The 25,699-nt window shown below is 63.3% G+C and carries 38 protein-coding genes and 1 pseudogene; 28 read left to right on the top strand and 11 right to left on the bottom strand.

Going from position 1 to position 25,699, the window contains the following annotated elements:
• Window positions 1–55 precede the first annotated feature (55 nt).
• The 13 genes from AC1RTO_RS14035 to AC1RTO_RS13975 all read left to right on the top strand — a co-directional run bounded on the left by AC1RTO_RS14035 (window position 56) and on the right by AC1RTO_RS13975 (window position 6,291).
• On the top strand, window positions 56–256 hold the full coding sequence (locus AC1RTO_RS14035) for a hypothetical protein (protein ID WP_493161431.1): 201 nt from the start codon (window positions 56–58) through the stop codon (window positions 254–256).
• Window positions 253–570, top strand: a complete 318-nt coding sequence (locus AC1RTO_RS14030) for a hypothetical protein (RefSeq protein WP_493161430.1) — start codon at window positions 253–255, stop codon at window positions 568–570. Before AC1RTO_RS14035 ends, AC1RTO_RS14030 begins: the two co-directional genes overlap by 4 nt.
• Entirely contained in the window at window positions 567–797 is a 231-nt protein-coding gene (locus AC1RTO_RS14025; RefSeq protein WP_493161429.1) for a hypothetical protein, read from the top strand. Before AC1RTO_RS14030 ends, AC1RTO_RS14025 begins: the two co-directional genes overlap by 4 nt.
• Window positions 794–1,276: a hypothetical protein gene (locus AC1RTO_RS14020; protein WP_493161428.1), complete on the top strand. Its 483-nt coding sequence runs from the start codon at window positions 794–796 to the stop codon at window positions 1,274–1,276. The genes AC1RTO_RS14025 and AC1RTO_RS14020 overlap by 4 nt, the downstream gene beginning before the upstream one ends.
• Entirely contained in the window at window positions 1,273–2,259 is a 987-nt protein-coding gene (locus AC1RTO_RS14015; RefSeq protein WP_493161427.1) for a DUF7146 domain-containing protein, read from the top strand. The genes AC1RTO_RS14020 and AC1RTO_RS14015 overlap by 4 nt, the downstream gene beginning before the upstream one ends.
• A 113-nt stretch (window positions 2,260–2,372) precedes the next feature.
• Window positions 2,373–3,827: a DUF3987 domain-containing protein gene (locus tag AC1RTO_RS14010; RefSeq protein ID WP_493161426.1), complete on the top strand. Its 1,455-nt coding sequence runs from the start codon at window positions 2,373–2,375 to the stop codon at window positions 3,825–3,827.
• Entirely contained in the window at window positions 3,820–4,272 is a 453-nt protein-coding gene (locus AC1RTO_RS14005; protein ID WP_493161425.1) for a hypothetical protein, read from the top strand. The genes AC1RTO_RS14010 and AC1RTO_RS14005 overlap by 8 nt, the downstream gene beginning before the upstream one ends.
• A gap of 250 nt (window positions 4,273–4,522) precedes the next feature.
• Window positions 4,523–4,906 (top strand): DUF5681 domain-containing protein, encoded by a 384-nt coding sequence (locus AC1RTO_RS14000; RefSeq protein WP_493161424.1) that lies wholly within the window; start codon window positions 4,523–4,525, stop codon window positions 4,904–4,906.
• A gap of 48 nt (window positions 4,907–4,954) precedes the next feature.
• Window positions 4,955–5,176, top strand: coding sequence for a hypothetical protein (locus AC1RTO_RS13995; protein WP_493161423.1), 222 nt, complete (start codon window positions 4,955–4,957; stop codon window positions 5,174–5,176).
• On the top strand, window positions 5,173–5,394 hold the full coding sequence (locus AC1RTO_RS13990; RefSeq protein ID WP_493161422.1) for a hypothetical protein: 222 nt from the start codon (window positions 5,173–5,175) through the stop codon (window positions 5,392–5,394). The genes AC1RTO_RS13995 and AC1RTO_RS13990 overlap by 4 nt, the downstream gene beginning before the upstream one ends.
• Window positions 5,391–5,624 carry a hypothetical protein gene (locus AC1RTO_RS13985; RefSeq protein WP_493161421.1) on the top strand — a complete coding sequence of 78 codons (234 nt, stop codon included), beginning with the start codon at window positions 5,391–5,393 and terminating at the stop codon, window positions 5,622–5,624. The genes AC1RTO_RS13990 and AC1RTO_RS13985 overlap by 4 nt, the downstream gene beginning before the upstream one ends.
• Window positions 5,625–5,633: 9 nt before the next feature.
• Window positions 5,634–5,813 (top strand): hypothetical protein, encoded by a 180-nt coding sequence (locus AC1RTO_RS13980; RefSeq protein ID WP_493161420.1) that lies wholly within the window; start codon window positions 5,634–5,636, stop codon window positions 5,811–5,813.
• Between the two features lie 16 nt (window positions 5,814–5,829).
• On the top strand, window positions 5,830–6,291 hold the full coding sequence (locus AC1RTO_RS13975) for a hypothetical protein (protein WP_493161419.1): 462 nt from the start codon (window positions 5,830–5,832) through the stop codon (window positions 6,289–6,291).
• 149 nt (window positions 6,292–6,440) lie between these two features.
• Here AC1RTO_RS13975 and AC1RTO_RS13970 read toward each other — a convergent pair.
• A pseudogene (locus tag AC1RTO_RS13970) lies at window positions 6,441–7,816 on the bottom strand (transposase).
• 262 nt (window positions 7,817–8,078) lie between these two features.
• Between AC1RTO_RS13970 and AC1RTO_RS13965 the strand changes: the two are divergent.
• Complete coding sequence (locus tag AC1RTO_RS13965; RefSeq protein WP_493161418.1) at window positions 8,079–8,405, top strand: hypothetical protein; 327 nt, start codon at window positions 8,079–8,081, stop codon at window positions 8,403–8,405.
• A gap of 583 nt (window positions 8,406–8,988) precedes the next feature.
• Here the strand turns inward: AC1RTO_RS13965 and AC1RTO_RS13960 are convergent.
• The 5 genes from AC1RTO_RS13960 to AC1RTO_RS13940 all read right to left on the bottom strand — a co-directional run bounded on the left by AC1RTO_RS13960 (window position 8,989) and on the right by AC1RTO_RS13940 (window position 14,542).
• Window positions 8,989–9,138, bottom strand: a complete 150-nt coding sequence (locus AC1RTO_RS13960) for a hypothetical protein (protein WP_493161417.1) — start codon at window positions 9,136–9,138, stop codon at window positions 8,989–8,991.
• 334 nt (window positions 9,139–9,472) lie between these two features.
• On the bottom strand, window positions 9,473–9,994 hold the full coding sequence (locus tag AC1RTO_RS13955; RefSeq protein WP_493161416.1) for a hypothetical protein: 522 nt from the start codon (window positions 9,992–9,994) through the stop codon (window positions 9,473–9,475).
• Window positions 9,995–10,039: 45 nt separating this feature from the next.
• Entirely contained in the window at window positions 10,040–10,312 is a 273-nt protein-coding gene (locus AC1RTO_RS13950) for a hypothetical protein (protein ID WP_493161415.1), read from the bottom strand.
• A 19-nt stretch (window positions 10,313–10,331) separates the two neighbouring features.
• Entirely contained in the window at window positions 10,332–13,754 is a 3,423-nt protein-coding gene (locus AC1RTO_RS13945; protein WP_493161414.1) for a hypothetical protein, read from the bottom strand.
• Between the two features lie 5 nt (window positions 13,755–13,759).
• Window positions 13,760–14,542 carry a hypothetical protein gene (locus tag AC1RTO_RS13940; protein WP_493161413.1) on the bottom strand — a complete coding sequence of 261 codons (783 nt, stop codon included), beginning with the start codon at window positions 14,540–14,542 and terminating at the stop codon, window positions 13,760–13,762.
• 275 nt (window positions 14,543–14,817) lie between these two features.
• On the opposite strand from AC1RTO_RS13940, the gene AC1RTO_RS13935 reads away from it, so the two are divergent.
• The 4 genes from AC1RTO_RS13935 to AC1RTO_RS13920 are packed head-to-tail and all read left to right on the top strand — an operon-like array spanning window position 14,818 to window position 15,793.
• Window positions 14,818–15,042 carry a hypothetical protein gene (locus tag AC1RTO_RS13935; protein ID WP_493161412.1) on the top strand — a complete coding sequence of 75 codons (225 nt, stop codon included), beginning with the start codon at window positions 14,818–14,820 and terminating at the stop codon, window positions 15,040–15,042.
• A gap of 44 nt (window positions 15,043–15,086) precedes the next feature.
• Window positions 15,087–15,350 (top strand): hypothetical protein, encoded by a 264-nt coding sequence (locus AC1RTO_RS13930; protein ID WP_493161411.1) that lies wholly within the window; start codon window positions 15,087–15,089, stop codon window positions 15,348–15,350.
• A gap of 14 nt (window positions 15,351–15,364) precedes the next feature.
• A complete protein-coding gene (locus AC1RTO_RS13925; RefSeq protein ID WP_493161410.1) occupies window positions 15,365–15,583 on the top strand; it encodes a hypothetical protein in 219 nt (72 codons plus the stop codon).
• Window positions 15,584–15,598: 15 nt separating this feature from the next.
• Window positions 15,599–15,793, top strand: a complete 195-nt coding sequence (locus AC1RTO_RS13920; RefSeq protein ID WP_493161606.1) for a DUF6961 family protein — start codon at window positions 15,599–15,601, stop codon at window positions 15,791–15,793.
• 31 nt (window positions 15,794–15,824) lie between these two features.
• Here the strand turns inward: AC1RTO_RS13920 and AC1RTO_RS13915 are convergent, their stop codons facing one another.
• The gene (locus tag AC1RTO_RS13915) at window positions 15,825–16,175 is read right to left on the bottom strand and encodes an HIRAN domain-containing protein (protein ID WP_493161409.1); all 351 of its coding nucleotides are present in this window, start codon (window positions 16,173–16,175) and stop codon (window positions 15,825–15,827) included.
• Between the two features lie 940 nt (window positions 16,176–17,115).
• On the opposite strand from AC1RTO_RS13915, the gene AC1RTO_RS13910 reads away from it, so the two are divergent.
• Window positions 17,116–18,057, top strand: a complete 942-nt coding sequence (locus AC1RTO_RS13910; protein WP_493161408.1) for a hypothetical protein — start codon at window positions 17,116–17,118, stop codon at window positions 18,055–18,057.
• A gap of 45 nt (window positions 18,058–18,102) precedes the next feature.
• On the opposite strand, the gene AC1RTO_RS13905 is transcribed toward AC1RTO_RS13910, so the two are convergent.
• A complete protein-coding gene (locus AC1RTO_RS13905; protein WP_493161407.1) occupies window positions 18,103–18,288 on the bottom strand; it encodes a hypothetical protein in 186 nt (61 codons plus the stop codon).
• On the opposite strand from AC1RTO_RS13905, the gene AC1RTO_RS13900 reads away from it, so the two are divergent.
• Window positions 18,257–18,565: a thermonuclease family protein gene (locus tag AC1RTO_RS13900; RefSeq protein ID WP_493161406.1), complete on the top strand. Its 309-nt coding sequence runs from the start codon at window positions 18,257–18,259 to the stop codon at window positions 18,563–18,565. The two genes, AC1RTO_RS13905 and AC1RTO_RS13900, sit on opposite strands and share 32 nt — an antisense overlap.
• 87 nt (window positions 18,566–18,652) lie before the next feature.
• Here the strand turns inward: AC1RTO_RS13900 and AC1RTO_RS13895 are convergent, their stop codons facing one another.
• Entirely contained in the window at window positions 18,653–19,714 is a 1,062-nt protein-coding gene (locus AC1RTO_RS13895; RefSeq protein WP_493161405.1) for a hypothetical protein, read from the bottom strand.
• A 640-nt stretch (window positions 19,715–20,354) separates the two neighbouring features.
• Window positions 20,355–20,615 (bottom strand): XRE family transcriptional regulator, encoded by a 261-nt coding sequence (locus AC1RTO_RS13890; RefSeq protein WP_493161404.1) that lies wholly within the window; start codon window positions 20,613–20,615, stop codon window positions 20,355–20,357.
• Window positions 20,616–20,774: 159 nt separating this feature from the next.
• Between AC1RTO_RS13890 and AC1RTO_RS13885 the strand changes: the two genes are divergently transcribed.
• The 8 genes from AC1RTO_RS13885 to AC1RTO_RS13850 all read left to right on the top strand — a co-directional run bounded on the left by AC1RTO_RS13885 (window position 20,775) and on the right by AC1RTO_RS13850 (window position 24,263).
• On the top strand, window positions 20,775–21,050 hold the full coding sequence (locus AC1RTO_RS13885) for a hypothetical protein (protein ID WP_493161616.1): 276 nt from the start codon (window positions 20,775–20,777) through the stop codon (window positions 21,048–21,050).
• Window positions 21,051–21,053: 3 nt separating this feature from the next.
• Window positions 21,054–21,692, top strand: a complete 639-nt coding sequence (locus tag AC1RTO_RS13880; protein ID WP_493161403.1) for a hypothetical protein — start codon at window positions 21,054–21,056, stop codon at window positions 21,690–21,692.
• A gap of 4 nt (window positions 21,693–21,696) precedes the next feature.
• The gene (locus AC1RTO_RS13875; RefSeq protein ID WP_493161402.1) at window positions 21,697–22,137 is read left to right on the top strand and encodes a hypothetical protein; all 441 of its coding nucleotides are present in this window, start codon (window positions 21,697–21,699) and stop codon (window positions 22,135–22,137) included.
• On the top strand, window positions 22,134–22,838 hold the full coding sequence (locus AC1RTO_RS13870) for a hypothetical protein (protein ID WP_493161401.1): 705 nt from the start codon (window positions 22,134–22,136) through the stop codon (window positions 22,836–22,838). The genes AC1RTO_RS13875 and AC1RTO_RS13870 overlap by 4 nt, the downstream gene beginning before the upstream one ends.
• A 2-nt stretch (window positions 22,839–22,840) precedes the next feature.
• Window positions 22,841–23,086: a hypothetical protein gene (locus AC1RTO_RS13865; protein WP_493161400.1), complete on the top strand. Its 246-nt coding sequence runs from the start codon at window positions 22,841–22,843 to the stop codon at window positions 23,084–23,086.
• A 1-nt stretch (window position 23,087) separates the two neighbouring features.
• The gene (locus AC1RTO_RS13860) at window positions 23,088–23,324 is read left to right on the top strand and encodes a hypothetical protein (protein WP_493161399.1); all 237 of its coding nucleotides are present in this window, start codon (window positions 23,088–23,090) and stop codon (window positions 23,322–23,324) included.
• Window positions 23,325–23,326: 2 nt separating this feature from the next.
• Window positions 23,327–23,683 (top strand): hypothetical protein, encoded by a 357-nt coding sequence (locus tag AC1RTO_RS13855; protein ID WP_493161398.1) that lies wholly within the window; start codon window positions 23,327–23,329, stop codon window positions 23,681–23,683.
• A gap of 67 nt (window positions 23,684–23,750) precedes the next feature.
• Window positions 23,751–24,263: a hypothetical protein gene (locus AC1RTO_RS13850; RefSeq protein ID WP_493161397.1), complete on the top strand. Its 513-nt coding sequence runs from the start codon at window positions 23,751–23,753 to the stop codon at window positions 24,261–24,263.
• Here the strand turns inward: AC1RTO_RS13850 and AC1RTO_RS13845 are convergent.
• Window positions 24,144–25,619: a hypothetical protein gene (locus tag AC1RTO_RS13845; protein ID WP_493161396.1), complete on the bottom strand. Its 1,476-nt coding sequence runs from the start codon at window positions 25,617–25,619 to the stop codon at window positions 24,144–24,146. The two genes, AC1RTO_RS13850 and AC1RTO_RS13845, sit on opposite strands and share 120 nt — an antisense overlap.
• Window positions 25,620–25,699 lie beyond the last annotated feature (80 nt).

Raw genomic sequence — 25,699 nt, 5'->3', positions numbered from 1 at the left:
GGGATCATCGGCATACGAGCCGAACTGATCGCCAGCATTGCTTGGGAGGCAGCGCATGGATGACGCATTCCAGGCGCGTCGCGGCGCAGCGATGCTGCTCCTGACCAGCGGTGTCGGGCTGACCCGTCGTGCAGGATCGTTCCTCGGCCAGTGCGTTGTCGATCCAACGCCCCTTGCGGACGCGCAGACCGAATGGTTGGGTAAGCTGCTCGACCGAGCGGGCTATCCGCGGCTGGATGCAGGGGGTGAGGCATGATGGCCGCCTACCCCGCCACTCCGGGCCACCGTGGGAACGACACCTCCACCGCAGCAGCCGAAATGATCGCCGACATTGCCGGGCCGCTCCGCCGCATGGTGTACAAGGCGATCTTTGAAGCTGGCCGCTACGGCCTCACCACCGACGAGATTGCCGGGGCGCTCGGCATGCCCCGGTACAGCGTGCAGCCACGCACGACCGAACTAAAGCACGATCGCCGCATCCGCGACAGCGGGAAGCGCCGGCACAACGTGTCTGGCTGCCGTGCAATCGTGTGGGTGGCTGATGTCCAACAGGGGGAGCAGGCGGCATGACCGATCCCCACACCGTGAACATGGCCAGCGAAGCTATGCCGCTGGGCGACGGCCTCACCGTCACGTTCAGCATGAAGAACGGGCAACTCGATGCCGAGTGGCAGCCGCGCATCCCGTACGGCCGGAAAGGCCGGAAGTACCTGCCCGCCTACAAGCGCGCGCGGAATGAATTCATCCGCCGCGTTGCCCGCCGGACGGGCCTCAACATGTTGGTGGTGGACCTATGAGCGCTGTCGTCTTCTCCATCGCGGATCGTCAGCCGCAGGCCGTTCAGCGTCGAGCAGTGGCCGCGGTCAGCCTCCAGCGTTGGCGTGACATCGAGCGTGCCCGGGCCGTGAAGCGTTCGGGCATCCCAGTCCAGCCCGAGCAAGGTGCAACTCTCCCGGCCACCCTCGACGCATGGTATCGAGCGCAGCCCATTAAGTCTGGCCGCATTGCTCCGCGCCTGACGCTCACCGTCGATGAGAAGCGGGCTTACGGCCTGCCGAAGTCGGCGCGGCTGATCACTCTGCGCGGGTTGGGTGACGAGGTGGATCATTGGTCCGTCGTGACCTTCCCGGTCGTGGGCGGCTACGTCGTCGGGGTGAAGGCTCCAGCCGGTGGCGGCGGTGTCGGGGTGTTCTGGCGCTTGTCGCACAAAGCCTCCGACTATGCGCGGCGTCTTTCCGTCGAGCATGGCATGCCGATCCGGGAGCGGTACGCATGAGCCGCCGTATGGACAGCAACGACTTGGCGCGCGTCGTCACCGGGATTCGCGATCGCTTCCCCCTATCGGGCGTCGCGTCGAAGGCGGGTGTTAAGCTGCACCGGGCGGGCAATGAGCTGAAGGCGTGCTGCCCGTTCCACGCGGATCGCACCCCGTCGTTCACGATATACGCGGACGATCGTCGGGCGCACTGCTTCGGCTGCGGCTGGTCGGGCGACGTGCTCGACTTCGTGCAGCAGGCCTATGGCGTTAAGTTGCCCGGAGCGATCGAGATGCTGGACGGTGGAGCGCTGCGTGAACTGGAGCAGCAGCGTGCACCGGCCAAACCGAAGGCGGACATGCGGCCGGTGGCGCAGCGGATCGTCAACGAATCCGTGCCGATCGAAGGGACGCCGGCTGCGGTGTATCTGCGATCGCGCGGGATCGCGCTGGATCTGCCGCACACGCTGCGGTTCGCACGCCTCGCGCCGCCTCGAATGGAGGGCAACGGCGTGTTGGCAGCCAATGGACCAGGGCTGCTGCCCGCGCTGATCGCGATCGTCACAGATCCGTCGGGTGCGCTGGCAGGACTGCAACGCACCTATCTGACCGAGGACGGCCGTAAGGCAGCCGTGAGGGCGACCGCCAGCGACCGAAAGCCAAAGGTGAAGTACAGCCTCGGCAACGTCGTTGGTGGGGCGATCCAACTCGAGCCGCCCTCAGCCAGCATGCTCGTCACCGAGGGACTGGAGGATGGGCTGACCCTCGCTCAGGCGCTGGGCCGTTCTGTCTGGGTTGCGGCCGGCACGTCCATGATGCCGCAGATGGCATTCGCTCCGGTAACGCGCGCCATCGTGATCGGTGCGGACGGTGATGATGCCGGGGAGTTTGCGGCCGCAAAGGCGGCGGCGGCATTTGCCAGCGCAGGGCTTGCCACCCGCATCATGCGGCCGACCCGTGGTTACAAGGACTTCAATGCCGAGCTGATGGGGGTGCGGTCGTGAACGCCGCAGCATTCCAGGCAGCATACGAAGACGCTCGCCCGTTCTCGCCTGAGCCGTTCGATGGCGGCACCGTCGTTCGTCCTCGTCGTTCGAACCGTTGGCCATCACCCGACATGACGATCCTGACGGGCGGGCGCACCACGCCTCCAGTCATGCCCACCGACATCTTCGGATCGCTGTGGCCGCTTATCCGCGACCTTGCGGCGGGGGCCGGTGCACCGGTCGACTATGTTGCGGTTGGCGTCCTTGGCGTCGTCGCCTCGCTCGTCGGGGCGAAACGTCGGGTGCAGCCGTACACCACCACGCCGCAGTGGCAGGAGCCCTGCGTGCTGTGGGTCGCGCCCGTCGGTGACCCTTCGTCTAACAAGTCGCCCGCGATCGACGCTGCCACCAGCCCGCTCCGGGGCATGGAAACGGAGCTGGCCGAACGGCACAAGACGCGGTTGATCGGCTGGCAGACGGAGAACGAGCGGGCCAAGGCCGAGCGTGCCGAATGGCAGGCACAGGTGAAGGCGGCGACCAAGGACGGCGTCGCCACGCCATCGATGCCGACCGCGGCTGTCGAGCCGGACGAGCCGCAGCGTCCCCGCCTTGTCGTGCAGGACGCAACGCCTGAGGCCCTCGGCGAGATCTTGGCCGGCAACCCGAACGGCACCCTGCACCTACGCGACGAGCTCGCTGCCTGGTTGATGAGCTTCGACCGGTATTCGCCGGGCGGCCGCGAGTTCTGGTTGGAGGCATACGGTGGTCGGCCGCATGTGATCGACCGCAAGAGCAACAAGGCGGGGCCGCTGTTCGTGCCGTTCAACGGGGTGACCGTCCTTGGCGGCATCCAGCCCGAGAAGCTGCGCGAATGCCTCCTGAAGACGGCGGACGACGGCCTGGTCCCGCGCTTCCTGTGGGTGTGGCCCGATCCGATCCTGTACCAGCGTCCGCGCCAGATCGCCGACACCGAACAGCTAGAGAGCATGTACCGCCGCCTTCAGCAACTCGACGCGCCGCGGCTGGAAGACGGCCGGATCGACGCGCGGGTGCTGCTGCTCGCCGACGATGCCGCCGATGTGTTCGAGGCATGGGTCCGCGACAATGACGCGGCCGTCCGCGAGGCATCCTCGCTGTACAAGGGTTTCGTAGGGAAGCTGCGGGGCATGGTGCTGCGGCTGGCGCTGGTCGTCGAGCTGATGTCCTGGGCGGCGAACGGTGACCGCGAGCCGGACACGATCAGCCTGACGACGCTGGTGTCAGTGCTCGGGTTCGTCGACGATTATGCCAAGCCCTCCGCTCTCAGGGTGTTCGGTGATGCGGCGTTGCCGGAGGAAGAGCGCAACGCTGCCGCCCTGGCGCGCTACATCCTGAAAACGAAGGTGCAGCGCATCAACGCGCGGGATGTCCGTCGCACCGCCGGCATCGCGACTTTGAAGGTAGCGGCCGACGTGGAGACGGCAACGGAGGCGCTCGTTGAGGCGGGCTGGCTGCGGTCCATGCCAGCACGCGAGGGCGATAGCCCCGGCAAACCGCGCAAGGACTTCCTCGTCAATCCGGCGGTGCATGAGGTGGCCAATGGGTAGCTGGCGCGATGTAGCGGCTGCCGTAGCCCAGAGGCATGAGCAGCCCGCCCCCTTGCCGCCGATTGCGGAAACGTTCGGCCTGCCCGACGACCTCGCCGCATCACTGCGGGCGCTGGAGTACATGCCTGCGCCGAGGAAGATCGAGCAGGCAGATAGCTGGCGCAGGATTGTCCGCAACGCGCTGGAGATCGCCCGCGGTGGGTGGGCGGCGAACGCAATGGCGTTGGGCTGGTCGGCTGGCGACCTGTTGGGGATCGGCCCGCGCGACGATTGGGAATTTTCCGGGCTGGCCGTCTGGCTGCGTGGTCGCTCAATCGTCTTGCTGGATCAGCATCGCACCATCGTTGCTGACGGTGACCGACGCGCCGCCTTCACCCGTGGTGGCATGGGCCATGGCACACACCCGACCGTCGCGCCCGTCATGCTGTGGGAGTTCGGCCGGTGATCGGGGGGCTATTGGCACTATCGGCACTATTGGCACGGACACCCGCGCTCAATCTGACGCCCTCAGCCCTCGCGCGGCGTAGGCTAGAAAAGTCATCTATCTATCTATTTCGAAAGAGGCTCAGCGGGCTGCGCGACGGCCATGCCAATAGTGCCAATAGTGCCAATAGCGCCGATAGGTCGCCTCTTGCCGATCATACTGCCCGTCACGGGCACCCCGTCATCGTATCAAGCCGCAGGACCACGCACGCATGACAGAGCCCCGCAATCAGCCCGTAAAATCGGGCGCGGATACCCGCTTCAAGCCGGGAAACCCTGGAAAGCCGAAAGGTACCCGCAGCCGCGCTACCATGGCGGCCGAGGCGCTGTTGAACGGCGAGGCGGAGGCACTCACCCGGAAGGCCGTTGAGCGGGCGCTGGAAGGCGACAGCGTCGCATTGCGACTGTGCCTCGAACGGCTGGTTCCGCCACGCAAGGATGCGCCGGTGACGATTGATTTACCGAAGATCGAGAGCGCGTCCGACGTGGTCGATGCATCCGCGGCGGTGCTCGCCGCTGTCGGCGCTGGCGACGTAACGCCAGACGAAGCGGGCAGGGTGATGACCCTCCTAACTGCACATCGAAACATTCATTGAGGTGGGCGAGCTGGAACGCCGCATCGCCGCCCTGGAGGAGAAGAACTGATGCGGACGATCAACACGCGGCTAGACCGGTTGGAGCAGCAACGCGGGACCGAGGACCAGCGCCAGGCGCAGAATAGTGCTGATGCGTCACGGGTGACCACGAGGATCGCGGGGCTGGCGGCAGTCGCCGGTGACAATGGGACCGTCATCACGCCGGCTGATTGGCTGCGCTGGGAGCAGTGGAGCGCCGGCTTTTTGGCGAATGAAGGACGAGCGGCATGACGCGCGCCGCTTTGTTGAAGCGGCTCGACCGGCTGGAAGACAACGCGGGAAGCCTGCCTCTCTACATCCGACGTTGGCTCGGCGAGACGCTGACCGACGACGAGCAGGCGGAGGCTGACGCCGAATGGCAGCGCGTGCAGGCCGGACCGTCTGTCGATGTGTCGCGTGTTTCGCCGGAAGCGCGGGACTGGCTGATTGCACGGGGAGCGCCAGCATGACGCTGCAATCCCGCATCACCAGGCTGGAGGCGCAGCATCGGGCGAGCTTCGTGACCGAGAGCGAACGCGAGGCCGCCATCGAACGGTATGCCGACACGCACGCCGCGGCCTGTGATGCCTTCCCGTCGGCCATGAACCCCACTGCCTATCGCAGCGCCATCGAGACTACCCGCAACCCGGCACAGCAGCGTCTGCTCGCCTGCATGCTGCCCGGTGACGACAACATTTAGGAGAGCACCATGAACATGCAGCGCCGCATCGGCCGACTTGAAGCCGCCAAGCCCGAACACCCCGTTTCCGCTCGGGTCGTGTTCACGCACGATAGTCGCCCGCGGCCCGACATCGATCCCCCGCTCCGGCCCAACGAGATGCTGTTGACCGTCAACTTCGTCGATCCGCGGGGTGCGTGTCATGTCTGATCCTATCACCATCTGCATGACGATCCCGGCGCTGGATGGCCGGTGCTGGGTCTTCATCGATCCATCGCGTCCAGACTTCGCCTTCAACCGCGAGTTTGCCACCGCCGATCAGGCTGCCGACTATGCGCGCGGCTTGGCAAAGACGACAGGGTGGCCGATCGATGATGCTGCCGGCGTTCAATCGGCCCAGCTACCCTCCGTTCCGTTCGACGACCGGCAGGCGCGGGTGAACGAGGTGCTGTGGCTGATGTCCGCGGTGGCGCAGCAGGACCGTATCGACTGGAAGGATCCAGCCTTCTGGGCCGAGGCGGCGAAGCAGAATGCGGAGATCATCGTCGATGCCGGGCTGGTGCTGACCGACGAAGATCATGTCGTGCTTCTTGAGATCGGGGCCGGCATGCTGCGTCAGGGGGCTGCCGATTTGGGTGTCAGCAACGTCGATGATGTGTTGGCTGCGACTATTACCGTTTCCTGTTGATGCATGGCGTCAATCGGCTGGCGATGCGACACTGGTTCGCCGCGTCCGCCCAGCAGCAGACGTTCCGCTTTCGCCTGATTGTGTTGAAGAAGTCGGATGTTGGCGGGGTGCAAGCGGCCGAGGGTTTGTGCTGAACAGGGCTGACCGGCTCAGGCAGGTAGCGGCTGCGTCGGCATCGGGATGAGCTTGGCCATCTTGCGGAGGTTCTGGGCGGCGGCTGCCATATGGAACTCGTCCCTGGCACCGTTTGGACCCCGCAGGCGTAATCGATCGAGCCTCAGGATGCGTTTGAGGTGCGCGAAGAGCATCTCGACCTTCTTCCGCTGGCGGCGGGAAGTGACGTAGGCGTCGGTGGTGGCGATATCGCGGGCAAGGTCGCGAGCCCCTTCGTGGACCGACCGGGTGACCTTGCGCGCCGGCATGTTGGGCGTGCAGCGTTGTCGCAGGGCGCAGCCGCCGCAGTCCTGCTGTCGCGCGCGATAGCGGATGAAGCCGTCCTGACCGACATCGCTCCGGGAGGTTGAGAAGTTGCGGTTCCTGGGGCGCAGGCGCTTGCCGCCGGGCAGACGTAGCTGTCGTCGTCATGGTCGTAGGTGAAGGCATCGCGCTCGAACGTGCCGTCGCGGCGGGCGGACTTGTCGAACACCGGAATGTGCGGCTGGATGTCGCGCTCATGGACCAGCCAGGCGAGCATCTCCGCCGAGCCGTAGGCGGTGTCGGCTGCCAGCCGCTCGGGCCAGACGCCGAAGCGGTCCTGCACCCGCGCGATCATGCGCTTGCATGCGGTCACCTCGGCCTGGCGCACGGCGGTGCTCGCTTCCACGTCCATGATGACGGCATGGTCGAGGTCGATGAGATAGTTGGTCGAGTAGGCGTAGAAGGCCGGCCCGCGATGCGCGCTGGTCCACCGCGATGCCGGATCGGCCGGTGCCAGATACTTCGGTACCACCGGTGTCGCTGCGCCGAACGCGGCATCGTCGAGAACGGCCAGATACTCGCGCACCGCACGGCTGTCGGCGTCCGGCGGCACGCCGTCGCTGCCCGGACCGCCGGTCTGACGATTGGCATCGGCGCGGATCAGGCTGGCGTCGACCGCGAAACCTTCGCCGCCCACCAGCCCCTCGGCCATGCAGCGCGCTACCGTCGTCTCGAACAAACGGCGCAACAGGTCGCTGTCGCGGAAGCGCCCGTGCCGGTTCTTCGAGAAGGTCGAATGGTCCGGCACGTCGCCGTCCAGCCCCAGCCGGCAGAACCAGCGATAGGCCAGGTTCAGATGCACCTCATCGCACAGCCGCCGCTCGGACCGGATGCCCATGCAATAGCCGATGATGAGCATCCGGGTCATCAGCTCTGGATCGATCGAGGGGCGGTCCGTGTCACTGTAGAAGGGCTTCAGCTCCTCGCGGATGCCTGACAGGTCCACGAACCGGTCGATTGAGCGCAGCAGATGATCCGCCGGCACATGCCGCTCCAGGCTGAAGCTGTAGAACAGCGCCTCCTGCGCTACCGTCCGTTCGCCCATCATCAGCCCGTCTCCGCTCACCTCGCGGCAAGTGAATCAGACCACCAACACCACTGCAAGCCCGTCTTTTTCAACACAATCCCCCAATTGCGGACGTTTCGTTCCATGCTAGGTTGATCGGATGAAGCGAAAAAAGACATTGGCGTTGTGTGCCGCCCTCGCTGCTTTCGGGTTTGCACTTCCAGCACAAGCCTGCCGATTATTCAGGTCACCAGAGCAGCGAGTTAGAGACGTTTACGCGGGGCGGCCCGATCTTCGGGTAGCATTGGTGCGCGTCACCGATGCCCGCCACCTTTCCAATCCAGTTATTCAGAAGCTACAGCGGATTAACGCCAATTATCAGAAACCTTGGCGGGTCACGGCAAAAGTGGAAAAAATGATCGTCAGTGACGGGTCGCCAGAACTGGTCACTTTCGATCGTGGCTGGGGAAGTGCGGCGTGCGACGATGGAACCGCCATGCCTCGTCGGGGTGATCGTTGGGTTGTCTACTACACCTCGGCTACTCCGATCGGATCGGCGCAGGTTTTAGAAAGCTACCCGCTACCAGTCGCTTCGCGCGTCGATCCAAGGTTGCACGGGAAAGGCAGCTAACCTCCCACAATCGGACATTCGTGGGTGCGGCGCGGGTAATTCTTGGCAGATCGACGGCAGTCGAGCTTAGGGCAGGGTGCATTCTGCGGATGCCGGGAGGTTATCTTCCGCCAAGGTCAAGCAAATGCGTGGCAAGCGGGAACAGGTATCACTCCCAAGATTGCGTGTATAGCAGGCACGCGAAATGGCTAAGAACCATTGCCATGACGGAGGGTATCTCCGCCTCATAGGGAGATTGAGCATGGTTAGCCAAATGCCGCGGTTTGTTGATCTCTACGCCCTAGCAGCCGATCTCGATAGGAAGAAGGGAGGTAAGGAACTGCGCTTCGCACTCGACCAAGCGTGGAGAGCGCAATCATGTTTAAGCGACCTTCGTCAGGCGAGAGACTGCTGTGATGTTATGGCGTCAGATTTCACGGTCTCGTCGAACCTACATAGAGAGACAATAAAACGGTCTCTTTTAATGACGGGAATAGGACTTTACGTCAGAGCCACGTCAACAAGCGGCAAGTCGGGGGAGCGAGGGTCGATTCAGTTGGACGAGGGTAGGCTAACGCCTGATCAGCGCGCCGATCATAAGCTGCTAATCGCTATTCGAAAGCAGGCCTTGGCGCACGTTCGACCGGAAACTGAAATCGCGGCTCACAGGTGGCACGACGAAGTGTTCGCCGCTGTCGAACAGATCGATGGAAGCTGGCAAACTCTTTCCGGCACCCGGCAGACTGGCTTTCACACGGACTCCTACGCTCGCCTAAAACGGATGGCACCAGTAGCCCACGAAATCGTGTTGGATGTATACGGCCGAAGATCTCAAGCAGTAACCGATCGGTTTAACGCAGCGAGGCCGAATAAGGAGTTATTTGATCGACACTGTGTTGATCCAGTTGCAACCTTCGGGAGTGCGGAGGCTGTTAAACACATCTTATCACAGCAAGGAGTGAAAGAGACGTCATTCTGGAGCCCGTTCTAATTACAGGACGCTAAATTCTGCTCGCGTCACACAGCTAGTCGCTTAATAGGCTTCTTCCGACAACCGGACATGGTTTAATCACTACTGCTAACGTTTGCTAACGTTGCCGAACAAGCAGCTGCCTAGCATCATGCAAGGCTGGGGTGTCGTCACCCCGGAGCACCAACCACGCAAGCAGCAATGCTGCGGCGATCGGCAGTATCGTCAAGGGCAGATCCAGAACCCAGTCGATCATTCTATCCACACCAACCCATGCGGCGCGAGGGTGATCGATTCCGAGCATGGCCAAGCCATCCGACCATGCGAGCTTTGGCCAAACGCCGCTCTGCAGCCAGCGTAAGGACTGCCAGCCGACGGTAACCAGCGAGACTGCGATCAAGCCGACCACCACCGCCAAGAACAACCCGAAGTGAGCGACCAGAAAATCGTCGCGCCGGATCAGCCAGCGTTGCCGTCTAGAAAGTCGGTCGAACGCCTCCTCGTACGCCGCTAGGGTGTCCGATCGCGGGCCAAGCACTGCCTGAGCGTCCATGGCCTGCGCCTTGGTGTCGTACGTGCGGGCGTCCGACGTCTGCCATCGGACAGTTCCTGAAAAGCCACGGACCTGATGCGGATACATCCGATGATCTCCCCGGTCGCACGGCTCGTAGCTGAGCCGATGCGCTCAGTGTAGGCAGGCGGAACCCTCGGCAACAAGGCCGGCAAGCACGCCGTTGGCCCGCGCGTTGATCGCACTCCGGCTGGCGCTGCGGTCGAGTTCCGCTTCCTGTCCCGCAGGCAACGCCATCTCCAGTGCAGCCTGCGCCATCAACGGCCCTGCGCTACCCGAAAGCTCTGTGACAATAGCGTCCCACTGGGCCTGACGCCCGTTTAGCGACAGGTTGCAGAGGCGCAGCATGACATCGCCTGCTCGGCAAGGCGGGAACAGGTCGACCATGATAGTTTGCCCTCCTGTTCTATGGCATGGCGGCTGCGTGAGCAGGCGCGCGAAGCTGGTCGGATGGATAGTTGGCGGGCCGCTGCTGTTCTGGTGCTGGCCGGCGGTCGAGGCGTTCTTCCGCTGCGATCTGTGTCGGTAGCGGCGAGGCGAACGCCGACCGAAGCCGCGACTGGAGCTGCAACACCTCGTTGGCGATTGCCGGCTCCGCGCTCGCGATCTTGCCGAGGCGCTCGATATGGGCGCGCTGTGCACCGACGTTCGGCTTCTTGGGCGCGCGGGACAGCCATCGTAGCATGGCTTTCGACGTGAGAACCTCCGCGCTGAGCCGCTGATATGCGGACGGCAATGCCAGCCCGACGCCGACGATCGGGTGGCCTGTGGCAAACGCCAGCACCGCCGATACTAGCCCCATGCCCGTCTTGTTTGCGATGTCGACGCCACCGGTGTTGCTGAACCCGCGTAGCTTCTCCGATCCCTTCACACGTTCGGCGATGACCGCCAGCGCGTTCATGTCGTTCCGCATATCAGCGTCTCCGAAGAGGGTATGCTTTGCTTGCGGCGTCATCTCGCTCCACCGTGTCAGGAACTTTGCGATTGAGAACGCATCCCCTTCAGCGTTCTGCGCTCCGGCACCGGCCAACCCCATGCGATGAACGAACAGCGACCGTACGGCCGACGCCTCGTCGGCCGACATTCCTGCAAGCCGCCGCCTGAACTCGACACTGTCGCCTCGATTGTTGGCCAGCTTCTCCAACGCCAGATACGCCTGCTCACCGCTCAGCTTGGCCAGCGGGTCACGCGATGCGGCTGCGGCCCGGTCGGATGCGTCGTCCATGATCGACCGTAGCCCGGTCTGGGGGAGCAGCGCCGACTTTCCACGTTCCGATAGCTGATCCGAGCGCTTCGACAGTTCCGCCGGGTCGAACTGCCGGCCACCCCGCATGTCGTTCACGATTGTGGCACGGACGATCTGAGCGTCTTCGGTCGGGATAGACCGCATGACCCTGCCAAAGGACGCGGCATCGTCACCTGACCCAGCGCGTAGCATGGTCTGTAACTTGGCCATTGCTTCGTTCGGCGTCTTATCGCGGCGCTCACCGACCACCATCGACAGCGTGTCGTTCACCCGCTTCATCCGGGCGGCATAATAAGTGTTCGCACGCCGCCAGTACCGCAGCGCGTTCTCGCCCTGGCCTCGGGCCGTCGCCTCCATATCGTCGGACAGCGCTCCGTATAGGGCGCGGAGTTGGCGTGGCGCGATCTTGTCCGAGAGCCGCGGGTCGTCGAGCATGTCGCCGACGCGGGTGCGGAATTCCTGAAGATCCTGCCACGACAGGGTGCCTGTGTGCGTGACCTCCCCCGTCTGATCGTCTGTGCGGGGCGTCAGCGCCCGCAGATAGCCTTGTAGGCGCGGGCTTTCGAACATCGCTCCCAGCTCGGGGTTGCTCCGCATGCCGGCATTCAGGTCGCGCAGCACGCCACGCGTTGCACCAACCGTAGCTTCCGCTCCGCCCGGGATCGGCACACGTGCATAGAGCTGGCTCGCCCGATCTGCCGTCTCGTCCATGAAGCGCGCGACGCCACGTTGAACCACCTGTCCCGCTCCCGTCATGTCGTCAGGGCTGCCGACGGCGCGCTGGACAGCACCGCTGGTGTCATCAGCTCGAATGCCTTCGCGCTCTGCTAAAGCGGCCGATCGCCCCTTCATCGTCCCGCCGACATCGGCCAACGTATCTGCGTCACCGCCGACAGCAGACACACGGTTCCGGAAGCTGTTGTAGAGCCGCTCCGACGCCTCGCTGATGACGCGGCCGCCGAATGGTGTCTGCGCCGCGCCTTGTGTCATTCGCCCGACGCCGGGGCCACCGATGTCCTGCGGCAGGATCGAAATGCCCTGCTCGTCGGCAAGACGGGCAATCTCGGCTGCCTGACTGACCGCGGGCTGCGTCGCACCCTGCTTCCGCGCTTCCATCAGCGTCCTGAATCGACCGGCCACCTTGCCTGTCGCGCCGCCGATCGCTGCGCCAATGGCCGTGCCTGCGACACCGCCAGCCGCGCGATCGACGAACCCGCCGTCGCTGGCACCCGCCCCCTGAACGCCGCCTACAGCGGCACCTTGCTGCATCAGCCGGATGGCATAGGCCTGGTTGGCGGCCGTGATCGCTTCTGTCCGAGTGCCGCCCGCACGCATCATCGACCGGGCTGCCACACGGGCCGCCGTTTCCGCAGTCAGGGCCCGCGCGGCGCGAGCGATGCCTGCCTCGATGCCGCCGCCACCTACGATCTCGCCGCCAAGACGCGCCCAGAAATGGTTGTCTTCGTCGTAGTTGCGGATCGCGCGTTCACGGGCCAGCGACTGCTTCCAGTCAGCACCGTTCAGAAGCACGTCAGCGCCAGCGTTCAGTTCGTCGTCCAATCCCACGACAGCAGGAATGCCGCGCGCGAAGGCCTTTACCGTGTCGCCGACGGCCGACTTCCCGCGATCAGCCGATATGTCGACTGGCATCTCCGCAGGGCTTGCCCCGCCGAACCGTGCGCCCTTCTTTAGCGCCTCAAACGTCTTGTCCACCGCAGCACGGTCGGGAAAGCTGAAGTTGTATTTCGCGGCGACGGCGATCAGGTCGTCGGTGCTCTTGATCGTGCCGCTGGCGATACCGGCGTTCACCTCGCGCACATAGGCGTCCGACCCATCCGGGCGGCTGTTTGCCTCGGCCGCGTCACGGCTAGCGAAACCGATGTCGCCTTGTCCTGATGGATCGATCGGGCGGGCCGCGGGCGGAGTACCGCGCGTGGCCGACGCATTGGCAGCCGGCTGATCCGCCGAACCCTGCCCGTCTTTCTGCTGCGGCTTCGGCGACAGATCGGGCGCATATTCCCCCAGCAGCGCGTCAACCGCAGACGCCCGGTAGCCATTCTCTTTCAGGTACGCGGTCCGGCGCGCCAACGCGCTACGGACGATCTCCTGTCCACTGGCGAGATTCCGTTTCACCTCCCCTGGGTCCATCGACGGATCGACGGTCGTCGCCTCGTACGCCTGCTTCTCAGCCGGCGTCAGGGCGGCACCGAATAGCTGGTTGCGGATCAGGTTGTCGGCGGACCGGAATTTAGCCCACCAGTCCCGTTGCCCCTCCGAACCCCAGCCGGTCGCGCCTTGCATTTTGTTTTCCAGCTCGCCGGTGATGGTGTTGCCGGCGAATTCGTCCTTGAAGCCGCCGGAGGCATTCTTCAGCGAGGCATAGACCGAAACATCGTCCTCGACCCTCTTCGCCGTGGTGTCCGGCAGCGGCATACCATAAGTGCCTTCGACGGCATGCCAGGCGCCGGCACGATAGACGACCTTCTGCCCGGTCTTCGGGTTGGTGGCCGTACGACCTTCGAGCGGATCGACGGGTGCGGCCGGTTCGGCTGCGGGCGGGGTGCCGTATTCGTCTTCTTCCATGACCATCAATCCATGATGAAGCCGGCGGGGAGTTTCGCAGGCTTGGCTCCAGCCCTGCCGACGTTGCGCGACACTCGGCCTTCACGCTGCCGAGACAATCGGAGGTTGCCGGCGGCCACGCCCTCACTGGCTCGATTATGACGAGCAGTCTCTGCCGCAGCCGCAGCCTGACGATCATTATCGAGGCGGCGGTCCTCGGCTTTCGCGCCGATCCCCATCGTCTCCATCATCCCCGCGGCGTGTTCGGGACCGACCGCGCCTGACATGATTGTGCCGAGCATGGCGTAGGCCTTCTGCCGGTCAGCGGGATCTGCCGACTTCACCAACCGGTACAACGCATCAGTTTGATCGCTGTTGATGTTGCCGTTCGCTAGCGCAGCCCGGCGTTCGTTAAGAACCTTCCCAGCAAGTTCCGTGTTGCCACTCGCAAGCGCACTCAAGACGCTGGATGTCGACTTGATCACATCCTGCTGAACGTGACGACTGTATGTGGAGAAGCCATTCGCCAATGCCTCCTGCTTGTCGGCGTGCTTCCACATCGTGTTCCGCAGCTTCTCTGGCGAAAAATTGGCTGACAGATCCGCCAGATCGGCAAGCCAGACTTTATCCTCGTCCTGCTGTTGGGTGAACTTGGCTTCCGCGAGGTGCTTGCGCTCGGCACGTTCGGCCTGCGCCTCTTTTAGCTGCTGCCGTTCATTTCGTAGAGCGAGCCCTTGCATCAAGGGCTGCATGTTGATTTTCGTTAGCTGACTCGAGTAGTCGATCGGTCCCATGCGGAAATCATCCACAAGCGGCATCCTATTACTTCAGGATGCGCTGCCGGGGGCGCTTTACTCGACCATGATTAACTACCTCATCTTGTCAGTCGGTGCAATAGTACATGGTTCTGAGATATGCTGTGGCTATTGATACCCGCCATTTTCTTCGCGCTTTTTGCGGTCCTCCCCCCCCCACTATCGTAGCCCCTCGCGAACCCTGCACCCTGAACAGGGTTATTGGTGACAGGCAGCAGCGGCTGCCGAAACTATGTGTCGGGCGTTGGGCTGCGGAATAGGAGAATACGATGTCCGAAGATCATGACGCGAACGGCAGCTCCAGCTCGGACGATCGAGGGCAGGCCATCGATAAAGCTGCGACGTCATCTGTCGACAAGAGCACGATCTCTGACCAGTCCGATGACGGGAAAGGACAGAGCGACACTGGTCGCGCCGATCAGACGGACGGCAAGGAGGAGAAAGCTGGCGAAGCGGCTCGTGCTGCGTTCGATCCGGACGAGGAGCAGGTGTAACCGACGCAACTTCTGCAATCGTGTGTCAGGGAGAAGGATGAGCGATGGAGATCACGAGATTACCGAGCGGCCAGCGGGCGCCTGATGAAGCGGACTGCATAAGCATCGAGGAAAAGCCTGACGGCACTTTCGAGCTGCAAGGCGCCGCGCTCATCACGTGTGGCGATGGGGAGGAAGCCGAGTCTGTCGCCTTGATGGGGCTGCCTTCGTACGTGTCGCGCGAGGAAGCCGAGAACGTGGGCTTGGCTTGGGCCGCTGAACAATGCGTCGAGCAACTCTACATCACCGATGTCAGTTTCAACGTCTAACCGAGGATCAAGAAATGAGGTTCGTTCAGATTGAGATGCTGCCCTCGGGCAAGGCGCTGGTGGACATCGACAAGCTGACTCATGCCGTGCCTGAGGGCGATGGATCGCGCCTGTTCCTCGGTGCGCAGCACCTCGACGTGCCGCACACGCTGGTCGAGTTGGAGAACGTACTGGCTGGTCGCGACCGGACGGACAGCGGCGAGAACAGCACAGCGGGGTTTGGCCGGAGGTGATCCGCGGCGAATGATCTGATAGCAACCGATTACGAGCTATGGGCCATCGCGCTTAAGGTCGAACAGGACCACGGGGGCGGGGCACCAAGACACATTGCCGAGCAGATAGGTGGCGCAGCGATCGCCGGCGAATGGGACGCGGTCGCATTGTGGAAGGCGGTCGCGGCGAAGTACGATCTGCTCCGTCAGGGTGCCGGCGTGAGATTCTGATACGCAAAGGATCGGTAAACGGCGTTCGGGATCACGCCCCCCATTCCGGGCCGTCCTCGTCCGGATAGAATGCGTGCGGGTCGTACGGCTCCGATCGCCGAGGTGGCCGTGGGGGCGAAGGCGGCTTGTCCGACGGCGGCGGCAACGTCGGCGCGCCACCCCCAAATCGAACCCGGATGAATGCCAACCCGCCATCAAGCGCCTGAAAGATCGCCTCGGCATCCTCACCGCGGGCCATCCGCCCGCCGATGTACGGCGCCCTCTCAGCATTGATGTAGCCAAGTTGCACGCCGCGCGGGCTCATCACCGCGATAGCGTTGCTATCGTGCTTGTTTTTCGGCTCACGGATCAACTTGATCGATTCGCCGGGCAGCGTCATCATCGCTTCGGATCGGCGGCACAGGAGGATACCGCCGCCCTTGGTTCCTGTTCGACTCAGTAATGGTGTTAATGGCTGGGGCCGGGGCCGCGATCCCTCGCCGGGTCTTTCGCGCCCGACTTTGTCAGAACGGCCGAGCACTTCGAGCTTTGACCCTGCTGGATAGGATCCATCTTTTTGCATTTTGCAAGAGTGGCCTGCTCTTTTTCGGTTAACACTGGCGCCAGCGGCATCTCTGCGTGCGACTGCGCCCTAGCTGCGTCGTCAGCGCTCGTTGCAACCGTGCCGGCCCCACTGTTCGTAGGCGAGCTTGTACCGGTGCTGCCAGACGTTTGGGCCAAACCGGCGCTCGCGAGCGTCGCGGCGGCGAAGACTGCCATTCCCGTGCGTATGATCATCGGTTGATCTCCTTCATTGAACGACGTCAATGATGTCTACCTTTCAAGGTTCCCGCCAGATCACCATTGCATCAGGTGGACATGCATGAAACGTATTGTGGTCAATTGATAGGGAGCCGCTCGTTGTCACGGTACGAAAACCAGCGCCAGCTTGACGCTTAAAGCGGCGCGAGCCTCGCCATTCCATTTGTCTTGGATAACGCAACGCCGCTTAAGCCCCTAGCCGAGCACCTTCACTGTAGCGGGATAGCTTACATCAAGCACCACCTTCCGCTAGAGAAGTCGGCGCGATATGGCATGCCACATTTCTGACGCTGAGCGCATTCCCGTTGGCGGCGCAGATACCGTGGGATTGCGCGGTTGTAGATAGGCGTTTCTCAGACAGTCGATATGAAGCATCGGGAGTGCGGTTCCTGCTCTCCGTTATGGAGAACTGCAAGGACGAAAGGCTCACGTCAAGATCGTCCGCGTCGCTGACACCCTTTGAAATGGACGCTCTCATTACTTGGCTTGTCAAGTGAAGCCAATTGAGGCAGCATCGTTAGATGAGCATTGTTTACCTCATGGCATCGACGATATTGGCATCTCACTCTTTGATGCTCGCGCCAGCGCAGCAGGGCGCAGCACAGAACGTGGGTGCGCCTAGCACGCGGCCAGTTGATTCTCATCCTCAAGATTCTGTGCCAGATGACATCATTGTCGAGGGTTACCGCAAGCGTAAAAAGCTGGATACCCGGACCGGCGTGCCGACTGCCACAAATACAGTAGATAATAGAGTTAAATATGAATATTCGGAGCGCCTTGCAAAGTGCGCCCTGCGGGGACGACTGTCGAGCATAAAAATGCTGCAAGCGGTAGTGGATGGTGAAGTCAACACGGCAAGTTATACCGTTTCGCAGGATCGATTGGTACGATCAAATATAACGTGCGGAGAGAGTCCACAGTTACTTACATTTACGGGCCCACCGACAAGTAAAAAGGATGTTGAAAGGGCTATTGGTAGCCAAATTTCCGTACCGGGTGATACTGGAGATTTTACCGGCATATCCGGCCAAACATCTGCAAGCCCGTTAGGGTTTTCGATATATGATCGCGGCGCCTTCACAGTTGAAACTTTGAAGCGCTATGCACCCGATCTCAAGCTGACCAAGGCGCAAACCAATGATCCGGTAGTACAATCGCGCTTCAACTTACGCGAGGTGCCTAGGAATCGGTTTAGGCTGCGCGAGGATTATAAATATTTCGAAGTTGCCGTATGTGTTGTGCGTGTGGAACCGAGATTAGCCGTCCGCCTTGCGATGAGCGATGGAGGAGCACGGCTTGGTGATTTACAAGAAGCTCTAATAGATCGAGCAAGGGTTTGCGTCGGCAATTCTCCAAACGTGAAGGTCGATCCCACCCAATTTCGTCTCTACATAGCCGATGCGGTGTACCGCTGGGCGGTGGCGGCTCGCGGCGTGGATACGCTGCTGCCGAGTCAGCAATAAAGGTTCTGCCGCGGAGCGGCGTAACCCTTGGTTAGCTTTCAATAATTAGGCGCCGTTCTCAACTTTGGATAAGTCAGCGGACGTGTAGCGCGTAGCGTGGACGATCGAGCAGGCGTCCAGTTCGTTGCGTCTCTCGATGCTGCGGTTCTGAAGATACAGTAGCGCGTCATCCTCGCCGTCCTGATCGATGATCGGCACGATGTTGGCCGCCGCCGCGCTGCCGGCGTTCATCTGTGATGTCGTCCGCGTCCATGACGGTGACGCCCCGCTATGGTGTCGATCCGGCGAGAAGGTGCGCGTCGCCGGCATCCAGGCGCCGGACTTTAAGAACGCCGAGCCATGCCGCCGGCCTGATGCTCGCCGCACGAATTATCGATGCGACGACCACGCCGCCGCTCGCAGCCAGCGGATCGTCTCTAGCCTCGTCCTTGGCAAACGGCTTTCCTGCCAGCCGGTCGGCAAGAGCTACAACCGTGTGGTCGCGCGGTGCACCCTGCCGGATGGCTGATCACTATCGTGCGCGGCCATCGCGGCAGGCGGTGCGATACGGTGGACTAGGTATTGGCGTCAGTACGGCATGGGCGAGTGTCGATGATCAGGCCGCGACGCCCGGTGCCGGAGCGACGCCATACTCGCACGCGATCTGCATTGCCGCGCGGCGAATAGTCGCATCCCTGTACGCCGCACGCCCGGCCCCTAGGCCGCCGCGACGAGCGGCGTCGATAAAGAAGACGAACGGCGTCACCCAATCAGGCTGCCACATCCCCTCAAGGGCCTCGATCATGTCCTTGATGTTGCGCTGATCGTCATACCCGTTCGACGCCAGCCGAATGCCCAGATCCCAGTCGGGATCGATCGCCACCTGCGAGGTGGCCATCTCGGTGAACAGCTTGACCGTGCCCGGGGATAGATTGACCGGCAAAGCATAAGGAACCGCATCAGCGATCACGACATCCGCAGGCACCACCGCCAGCGGCTCATCGGGCGCCTGCTCGTTGTCGAGGGGCCGATTGGCAGGACCATCTTCGTTGTCACCGAAGCGATACAGGTTGGGGTCGTCGCTGCCTGCCTCGCACGGCTGCGATCGAGCCTTGTCGCCCATCCGGCCGGGCCGGACCTTCGCGCGGTGCCTGTAAATCGCGATGACCTGCTGCACAGGAGAGTCGGGTCCGACGCGATCCCAGTCGTGGCCGTCCCAGCGGATCAGATCGGAGATGATGACCCGGACGTCCTCGCTGACATTAGCCAGATGCCGCGGCTCGACGCCATCGCGGAACATCAACGCGAAGAAGGCTGCAACCTCCTTATGGACCCCAGTCGCGAGGCGCTGCGCTTCCTCGGCCTCGTGTTTCTTCAGCGCCACGACCGCTTCATCCCGGCGCTGCCGAGCGATCTCCATGGCCATGTAATTGGCCAACGCGCGAAGACCGCCATCCTTCTCGAACGCCTTGCGGGCCCGCGCGTACGCCACCTGCGAGTTCTCCGCATTCTTGCGCAGTGGCGTCGTATAACCTTCTGGATTCTGGAACTCGCGACCAGCGTGCTGGCGGGCGTGATCGCCGGCACGCTCCCGTTCGACATTGGCGCGAAGCCCCTCGGCCTCCGCAGCATGCCTATCCACCAGACGGTTGACGGTCTTCAAAAGCTTGTCGAGCATGGATCCTCCTGTGCGTTGCTCGACACGCCTTTTATGCACGGCAACGAGATAAAAGAACGTGTTTTTCATTCATGTCGTAGCCGGCCATCGAAGGGGTTGGATGAGCGACGAAGATGTCACCGCCTGCCTCAAGGCCGCGTCCCTCGAAGCTCAACTTCAGGCGCAATACCGCTGATCCGTGGCACGCCACACATCAGCTGCTTTGAATGATGATCACTTCGTCATTCATAGCTGGATCAAGTTCCGCTGCCGGAATCGGCACCGGTCGCGCCCGCGGGCGCTCTGGGCGGTCCGTCTGCGGACCTTGGGTCGCCGCTGCGCCGCTCGTGAGGGACGGCCCATGCCGCCGATCCAGATACAGTTGGAAGACCATTGCCCCTGATGGGCGATGGAGAAAATGAAATGAGCAATCCCAGGAACTGGCGCGGACGCGGGCGCACCGAGACGCCGAACAGCCGGCAGAAGCGCAACAAGCTATACCTCGATTCGCACCCCACCTGCCACCGGTGCGGTCAGCGCCCGTCTGCGGAGGCGCATCACGATCTGCCCCATCGGCATCCTGCTCGATACGATTGGCGGTTTATGCGGGCGCTCTGCGTCCCGTGTCACATCATCATCCACCAGCACTGGCAGCCGATCGTCACCGCGCGTCAGCGGAGCTCGTAACCGCCACGCGGAAACCGTCGCCGCCGTCCGGGGACGACTCCCCGGCGGCGATGAAGGTGACGCCACCTGCCGCGAAGGCTCCGACGATCTTGCCGATCGATGCCGCGTTCATCGGCTGCCCGCCTTCGAGCCGTTTGACCGTCATGATGCCGACACCCGCGGCGGCGGCGACATCGGCCGCAGTCCAACCGAGGTACGCTCGGGCTGCGCGGCATTGGGCGGCGGTCAGGTGCATCGCGGCGGCATACCACCTGATGAAAATAGGTGAAGCGCGAACGTCAGCGAAGGCTTGCGAACAACTGCGGCAAGTGGTACTCATAGTACCAGAGCGACCGGGAGCGGAGATTGAGCCCTCCAAACCCGGTCTGACCACCACCGTTCTGGAGGAACGATAATGGCTATGACGACCCTAACAGCCGACGTGCGCCCGGCCAAGACCACGCGCACATCTACCGGACTAAGCAAGAGCACCGCTCGCGCCATCGATATGGCGCGGCTTCACCTGCGCACCGGGAACGCCGGCGCCTACGCCCGCTCGCTCGCCGCTGAACACCGCGCGACGAACCAGCGTCAGCAGCGCGCGATAGAGGCGGTGATCGCCTCCGACGCCTGCGAACGTCTGTTCACTCGGCACCCGGCCAACGGCTGCCTCATGGCGCGGGAGGGCTGATTCATGCTCAACCGTCGTCACATCATCGGGGGCGCTGCGGCGCTCCCCGCCATCGTTATCGCCTCGTGCGGCGTCACGCCTGCGATCGCCGCGCCCACACTCTCGCCAGACTTCGCTGCGCTGATCAATAAAGCCGCGCAAGCGTCCCTCGCGCTGGCGGACCATGAGCGCGACGTCTACCTGCCCGCGAAGGCCAAGGCGCACGCTGCTATCGAGGCGCTGCCCCATACGACCGTCCACGCTGGTCCGAGCGTCAGCGGCGGACAAGTCATCTGGTCGACCGACAAGCCCAGCACCGTCGCAATCGCCCGCTCGATCGTAGATATGGCCCGCGAGGGCAAGGACATGACCGGCGCCGGTCTGGTTCACGCACGTGCGCTTACCGCCGCCCAACTTCGTCGGGATCGCGCCACCAAGCGCATCAGGCGGGACACCGGCTGTACGGCGGCTGTCGAGCGCAGCGACCAGCTGGGGACCGCATGCTGCACCGCGCAGTATGACGTCGCCCTGCACCCGGTCAGCACCGCTTACGACCTCGCCGCCAAACTCGCCTTCATGATCGAACACGACATGAGCGATGGCATGGATTGGCTGGAGGAACTGCACGCCGACGCCCGCCGTGTCGCCGGTTTGGAGGGCTGATCCGATGAACACCACCAAGACCAGCGCGTTTATGGCCGCTCTCGTTCGCCCCTGCGCGTTAACCGATTCCGAAGTCCGCGAAGAACTACGCGCGGAAATGCAGCATGAGCGGGCGACCATCGACAAGGCGATGGCGCAAGCGATCTCCGAGGGCCGACGCCGCACCTTCTACCTCTCCACCGCAATCTTCGACCCTTTGGACAAGATTGAGAAATGGCTTGCCCGCGCCCAGATCGCATTGGCGCGCGACCCCGATCCCAAGACGAGGCCGTTCATCCAAAACGCCCTCCAACAGCAGTCGGTCGAGCTTGAGGTGGCCCGCCGCCTCCGCGCCCTGCGCGCACCAATCAATCACATGGACCCGCCGGACTATTGGGAGGCGCTTCGTCGTCAGGCTAGCGCAGCCCCCATCCAGCGCAACCACAATTGCAGGGACGCAGCATGAGCACGAACACCACCCGCCGCTCCCTCCTGCGTCTCGGCACGGGCGCGCTCGCCTACGGTGCCGGCGCTGCCGCCGTTGCCGGGTGCGTTGCCCTCGCCGGTGAAGCGAAGGGTGCCGGCCCGCAGCGCATCAGCTTGGAGCTTGCCCGCCTACTCGACCAGTATGTCGCCGCCGACCGCACGCTAGACCGCTGGTACGACACGACGTGGAACCCGGCAATCGACGCCCACCGATCCGCCGTTGAGGCGGTGCCTCATACCACGATCCCCGTGCGGGGCTATCGCAACCATCTGGACGAGGACACTCCCCCGCACACCTACAGCACGGCCAACCCGCGTGACGTGGCACGGTGCAAGGGCATCATGTTGATACCGTTCGAGCGGAAAAGCACGGACCCGCGGTGGCAGGACACGCACCGCGCAGCGCGTCGCTTGACGATCGCCGCGAAGTGGCGGGAACGGAAGATCGCCCGCATCGACCGGCAATGGAATGTTCGCGGCCTGAGCGAGCAGGAGAACGCCCTGTGGGAGCCTATCCACGCGGCGACCGATGCCATCCTCGCGTTTCCGGTCATGAACGCCCTCGACCTGGGCGCGAAGCTCGATCACATGGAATATGTCGGGGCGTTCGAAAGCTACCCCGACAAATACCAGCAGATCGTCCGCGACGACGTGCGCCGCCTCTCCGGTGGGGAGGCGTGAGCATGGGAAACGTCATTCAATTCCCGCAGCACCGTGCGACACGCGTAACTGCCGGCGCACTGCCAGCCGACGCCACAGAGCGCGAGGAAGCCATCTTTCACGTCCGCACCCTGCGGGCCGAGCGATCGGTCCTCGATCCGACACAGCGCGCATGGCACGTCAAAGGGTTCATGCTTGACTGGTGGGATCAAAGGCTTGCCGAGGTGACTGGCGATGCGCTGCCGTTATCGCAGATCGGGGATCGCTGACATGGCAACGCAGGTCCAACCGCCGCGGGCATCCACGTTCAATCCCACCGCTTGGCTTAACAACCTTGTCCAGATCGGCGGCGGCTACGCCCTCGCATCCGGTCGCAAGCTGTGGCTGGTAGTTGAACATTGCCCTGCCGATGAGCTGACGCCGCTGATGGCGCAGATCGTGGGCCACCCTGATCGTGCGGAGGCGGTGCGCGTCACGATCGAACGCCGCCAGAACGGGGAGGGGTAACTATGGGCCTGATGCATCCCGTGCCCCGCGCTGGTCACCGCAAGGGGGCGCCATGGCCTCGCCGGCTGCGGCGGCAGTGGTCTCGACGCGATGATGTGGTGACGGCGGCGCAGTTGCTCGCCTCTATTCCTTCGCTACCTCGAGCCGAGTTGTCGCGCCTGACCGAACGGCTGATCGATCGCATGGATGAACTCGACGGTGATACCGATGTCGAGGCGAACGGCGATGAGCTGGACGGCACCGGAGGGGAAGATGACTTCGTCGATCACAGCGCCAACTGGCTGGGATACCCCGGTTGCCCCGTCAGCGATCCCGGTGAGGACGACCACTTTCAGGAACAGGAGCGAGCTTACGAATAGCCCCGCCACGTGGCAGCCGGCATCACCCCGGCCTTTGCAACACCGGCCTGTCGCCCGCAGATCGCAGGTGGCGGGCTTCGGCCGTGTCCACCGGTTCGCGGACAGCCACGACCCCGCTGCGCAATACGGCCCGGACTGGTGGATCCCGATCTATCGCCGGGCCTTTCCAACTCTGATGTCCGCTGTTGCTGTCGAGCATGACGGGTGGGCACAGCGCGGCGGGATCGATCGCCTGCTGACGCTGTCGTGCGGCCGGACCTACACGGTGGACGAGAAGATCAGGACACAAGACTGGCCCGACGTGCTGCTGGAGCGATGGTCGGACGAGGCGCGGCAGTCACCCGGCTGGGTGCAGAAGCCGCTGGCCTGCGACTTCATCGCCTATGCCCACGCGCCAGCCGCCACCTGCGTTCTCCTGCCAGTGCCGGCGCTACAGCGTGCATGGCGTCAGCATGGGCGATCATGGATCGGGCTGTACGGCCAGCGGCGTGCCGAAAATCCTAGCTACACATCGGTCAGCGTGCCGGTGCCGCGGGGCGTCCTGATGCAGGCCATTGTCGAGGCTATGTTTGTATCGTGACGTTTCGACATCAGTTCGATTGGGATTGCGGCCCACCGGAGAGGCCGCCTTGTCCGCCTCTACCTCAAGATGGTCGGCCATCACTTCCATTTCCTTGGTGTCCGTTGCTGCCGTCTTCGGTTCGGGTGGAGCGAGCTTGTCGAGACGTATCGCATCCGCCTCGAACCGGCGCGCGTCCGCTGTGGCTCGAGCTGACGCTGCCTGCGCTTGTTCCGGAGCAATGTCGATCTTGCGTAATTCCTCGGGTCGTTGGGGGATTGGAACGGCAGGATCAAAGATAATCACGGCGGCACCGGTGCGGCTCAGTGCATCGCTGACTCCACCTCCGAATGCCGGCGGCAGCGCAACGAACAAGCGCGACCCGGTAAGATAGCCGGCAGGGGCCGCCTGCGCACTCTCGGCAAGCAACCGCGCCAAGGCGCCAGGATTCGTCGGACTGGCGAAAGCGAGATCGCTTTTCTCGTCCCATTCAGCGAAGACTTCGCGGATGGCTTTCGACCTGTCCGCATATTCCTGTGTGCCGGACGCCGGGAGGATCCAAACAGGATCAAATCCTCCGTGTGGCCTTCGCGGAGCAAGGCGACGGACCGCCTGGTACATGTACCGGTTCCACTCGGCATTCGCAGTGCTCGACGGCGGGGTGAGCGGAGCAATCAGGCCAGCCCGCCAAGCGGCCTCTTCGGCCTTCGACCGAGCGGCGAGGGGCGCGGCGGCTGCCATAGCCCGTGTCCATGCTGCGTCGGTGAGCGGCGCCACTGCCCCTGTGGCAAGATCAATCCTTACGTTGACGTAGCCGCGTGGAGGCGAACCTATCGAACCGCTGCCGCTCGGCACTACGACTTTGAGCACTACCTGCTGGCCGTTACGCGACAGCATATGTTCGCCACCCCACCACCTCGAACTTACGGTGGACGGCAGCGCCCTGACATAATCCTCGGGAAGAATATCGGTCAGCTTCATCGACCGCAAAAGCCCTCCATCGCGACGGTAAATCACCACCACGTTGTCGCCGAAGCCAACTGAATGCCAGTTGTCGAAGGTGATGACATGTCCGCCGCCGTTCGTAACCAAGGCGCTCACCGGAGCTACGTCATTGACTAGCGGGGCCTGCCAAATCCTCTTCCAAACGGTCCCGGACCGCCGCTCGAGAATGCCGAGTGCCCGCGGTGCGCCGCCAGGGCGTTGCCCTGCGGCCTCCTTCCCATCCACCTTATCGCTAAAATAGGAGAGCTGATCCGCCAGCTCGCGAGGGATCACGGTGAAACGCGTCCCCTTGTCAGGCGAGAGATAGCTCGTTCGCATCGCCGGTATCCAGCTGTCACCATATGACGGTGATGCGACGAATAGCACCGCCACGCTGAATAACCTGGTTAGCCACCCCATCCTGCCATGCCCTTTTTCAGCGAGCCAACTTGCCGCAGCCACGTCACCGTGTC

The organism is Sphingomonas sp. GW821-FHT10F09, from assembly GCF_058809195.1.
This window is presented reverse-complemented; position numbering and strand designations above follow the sequence as displayed.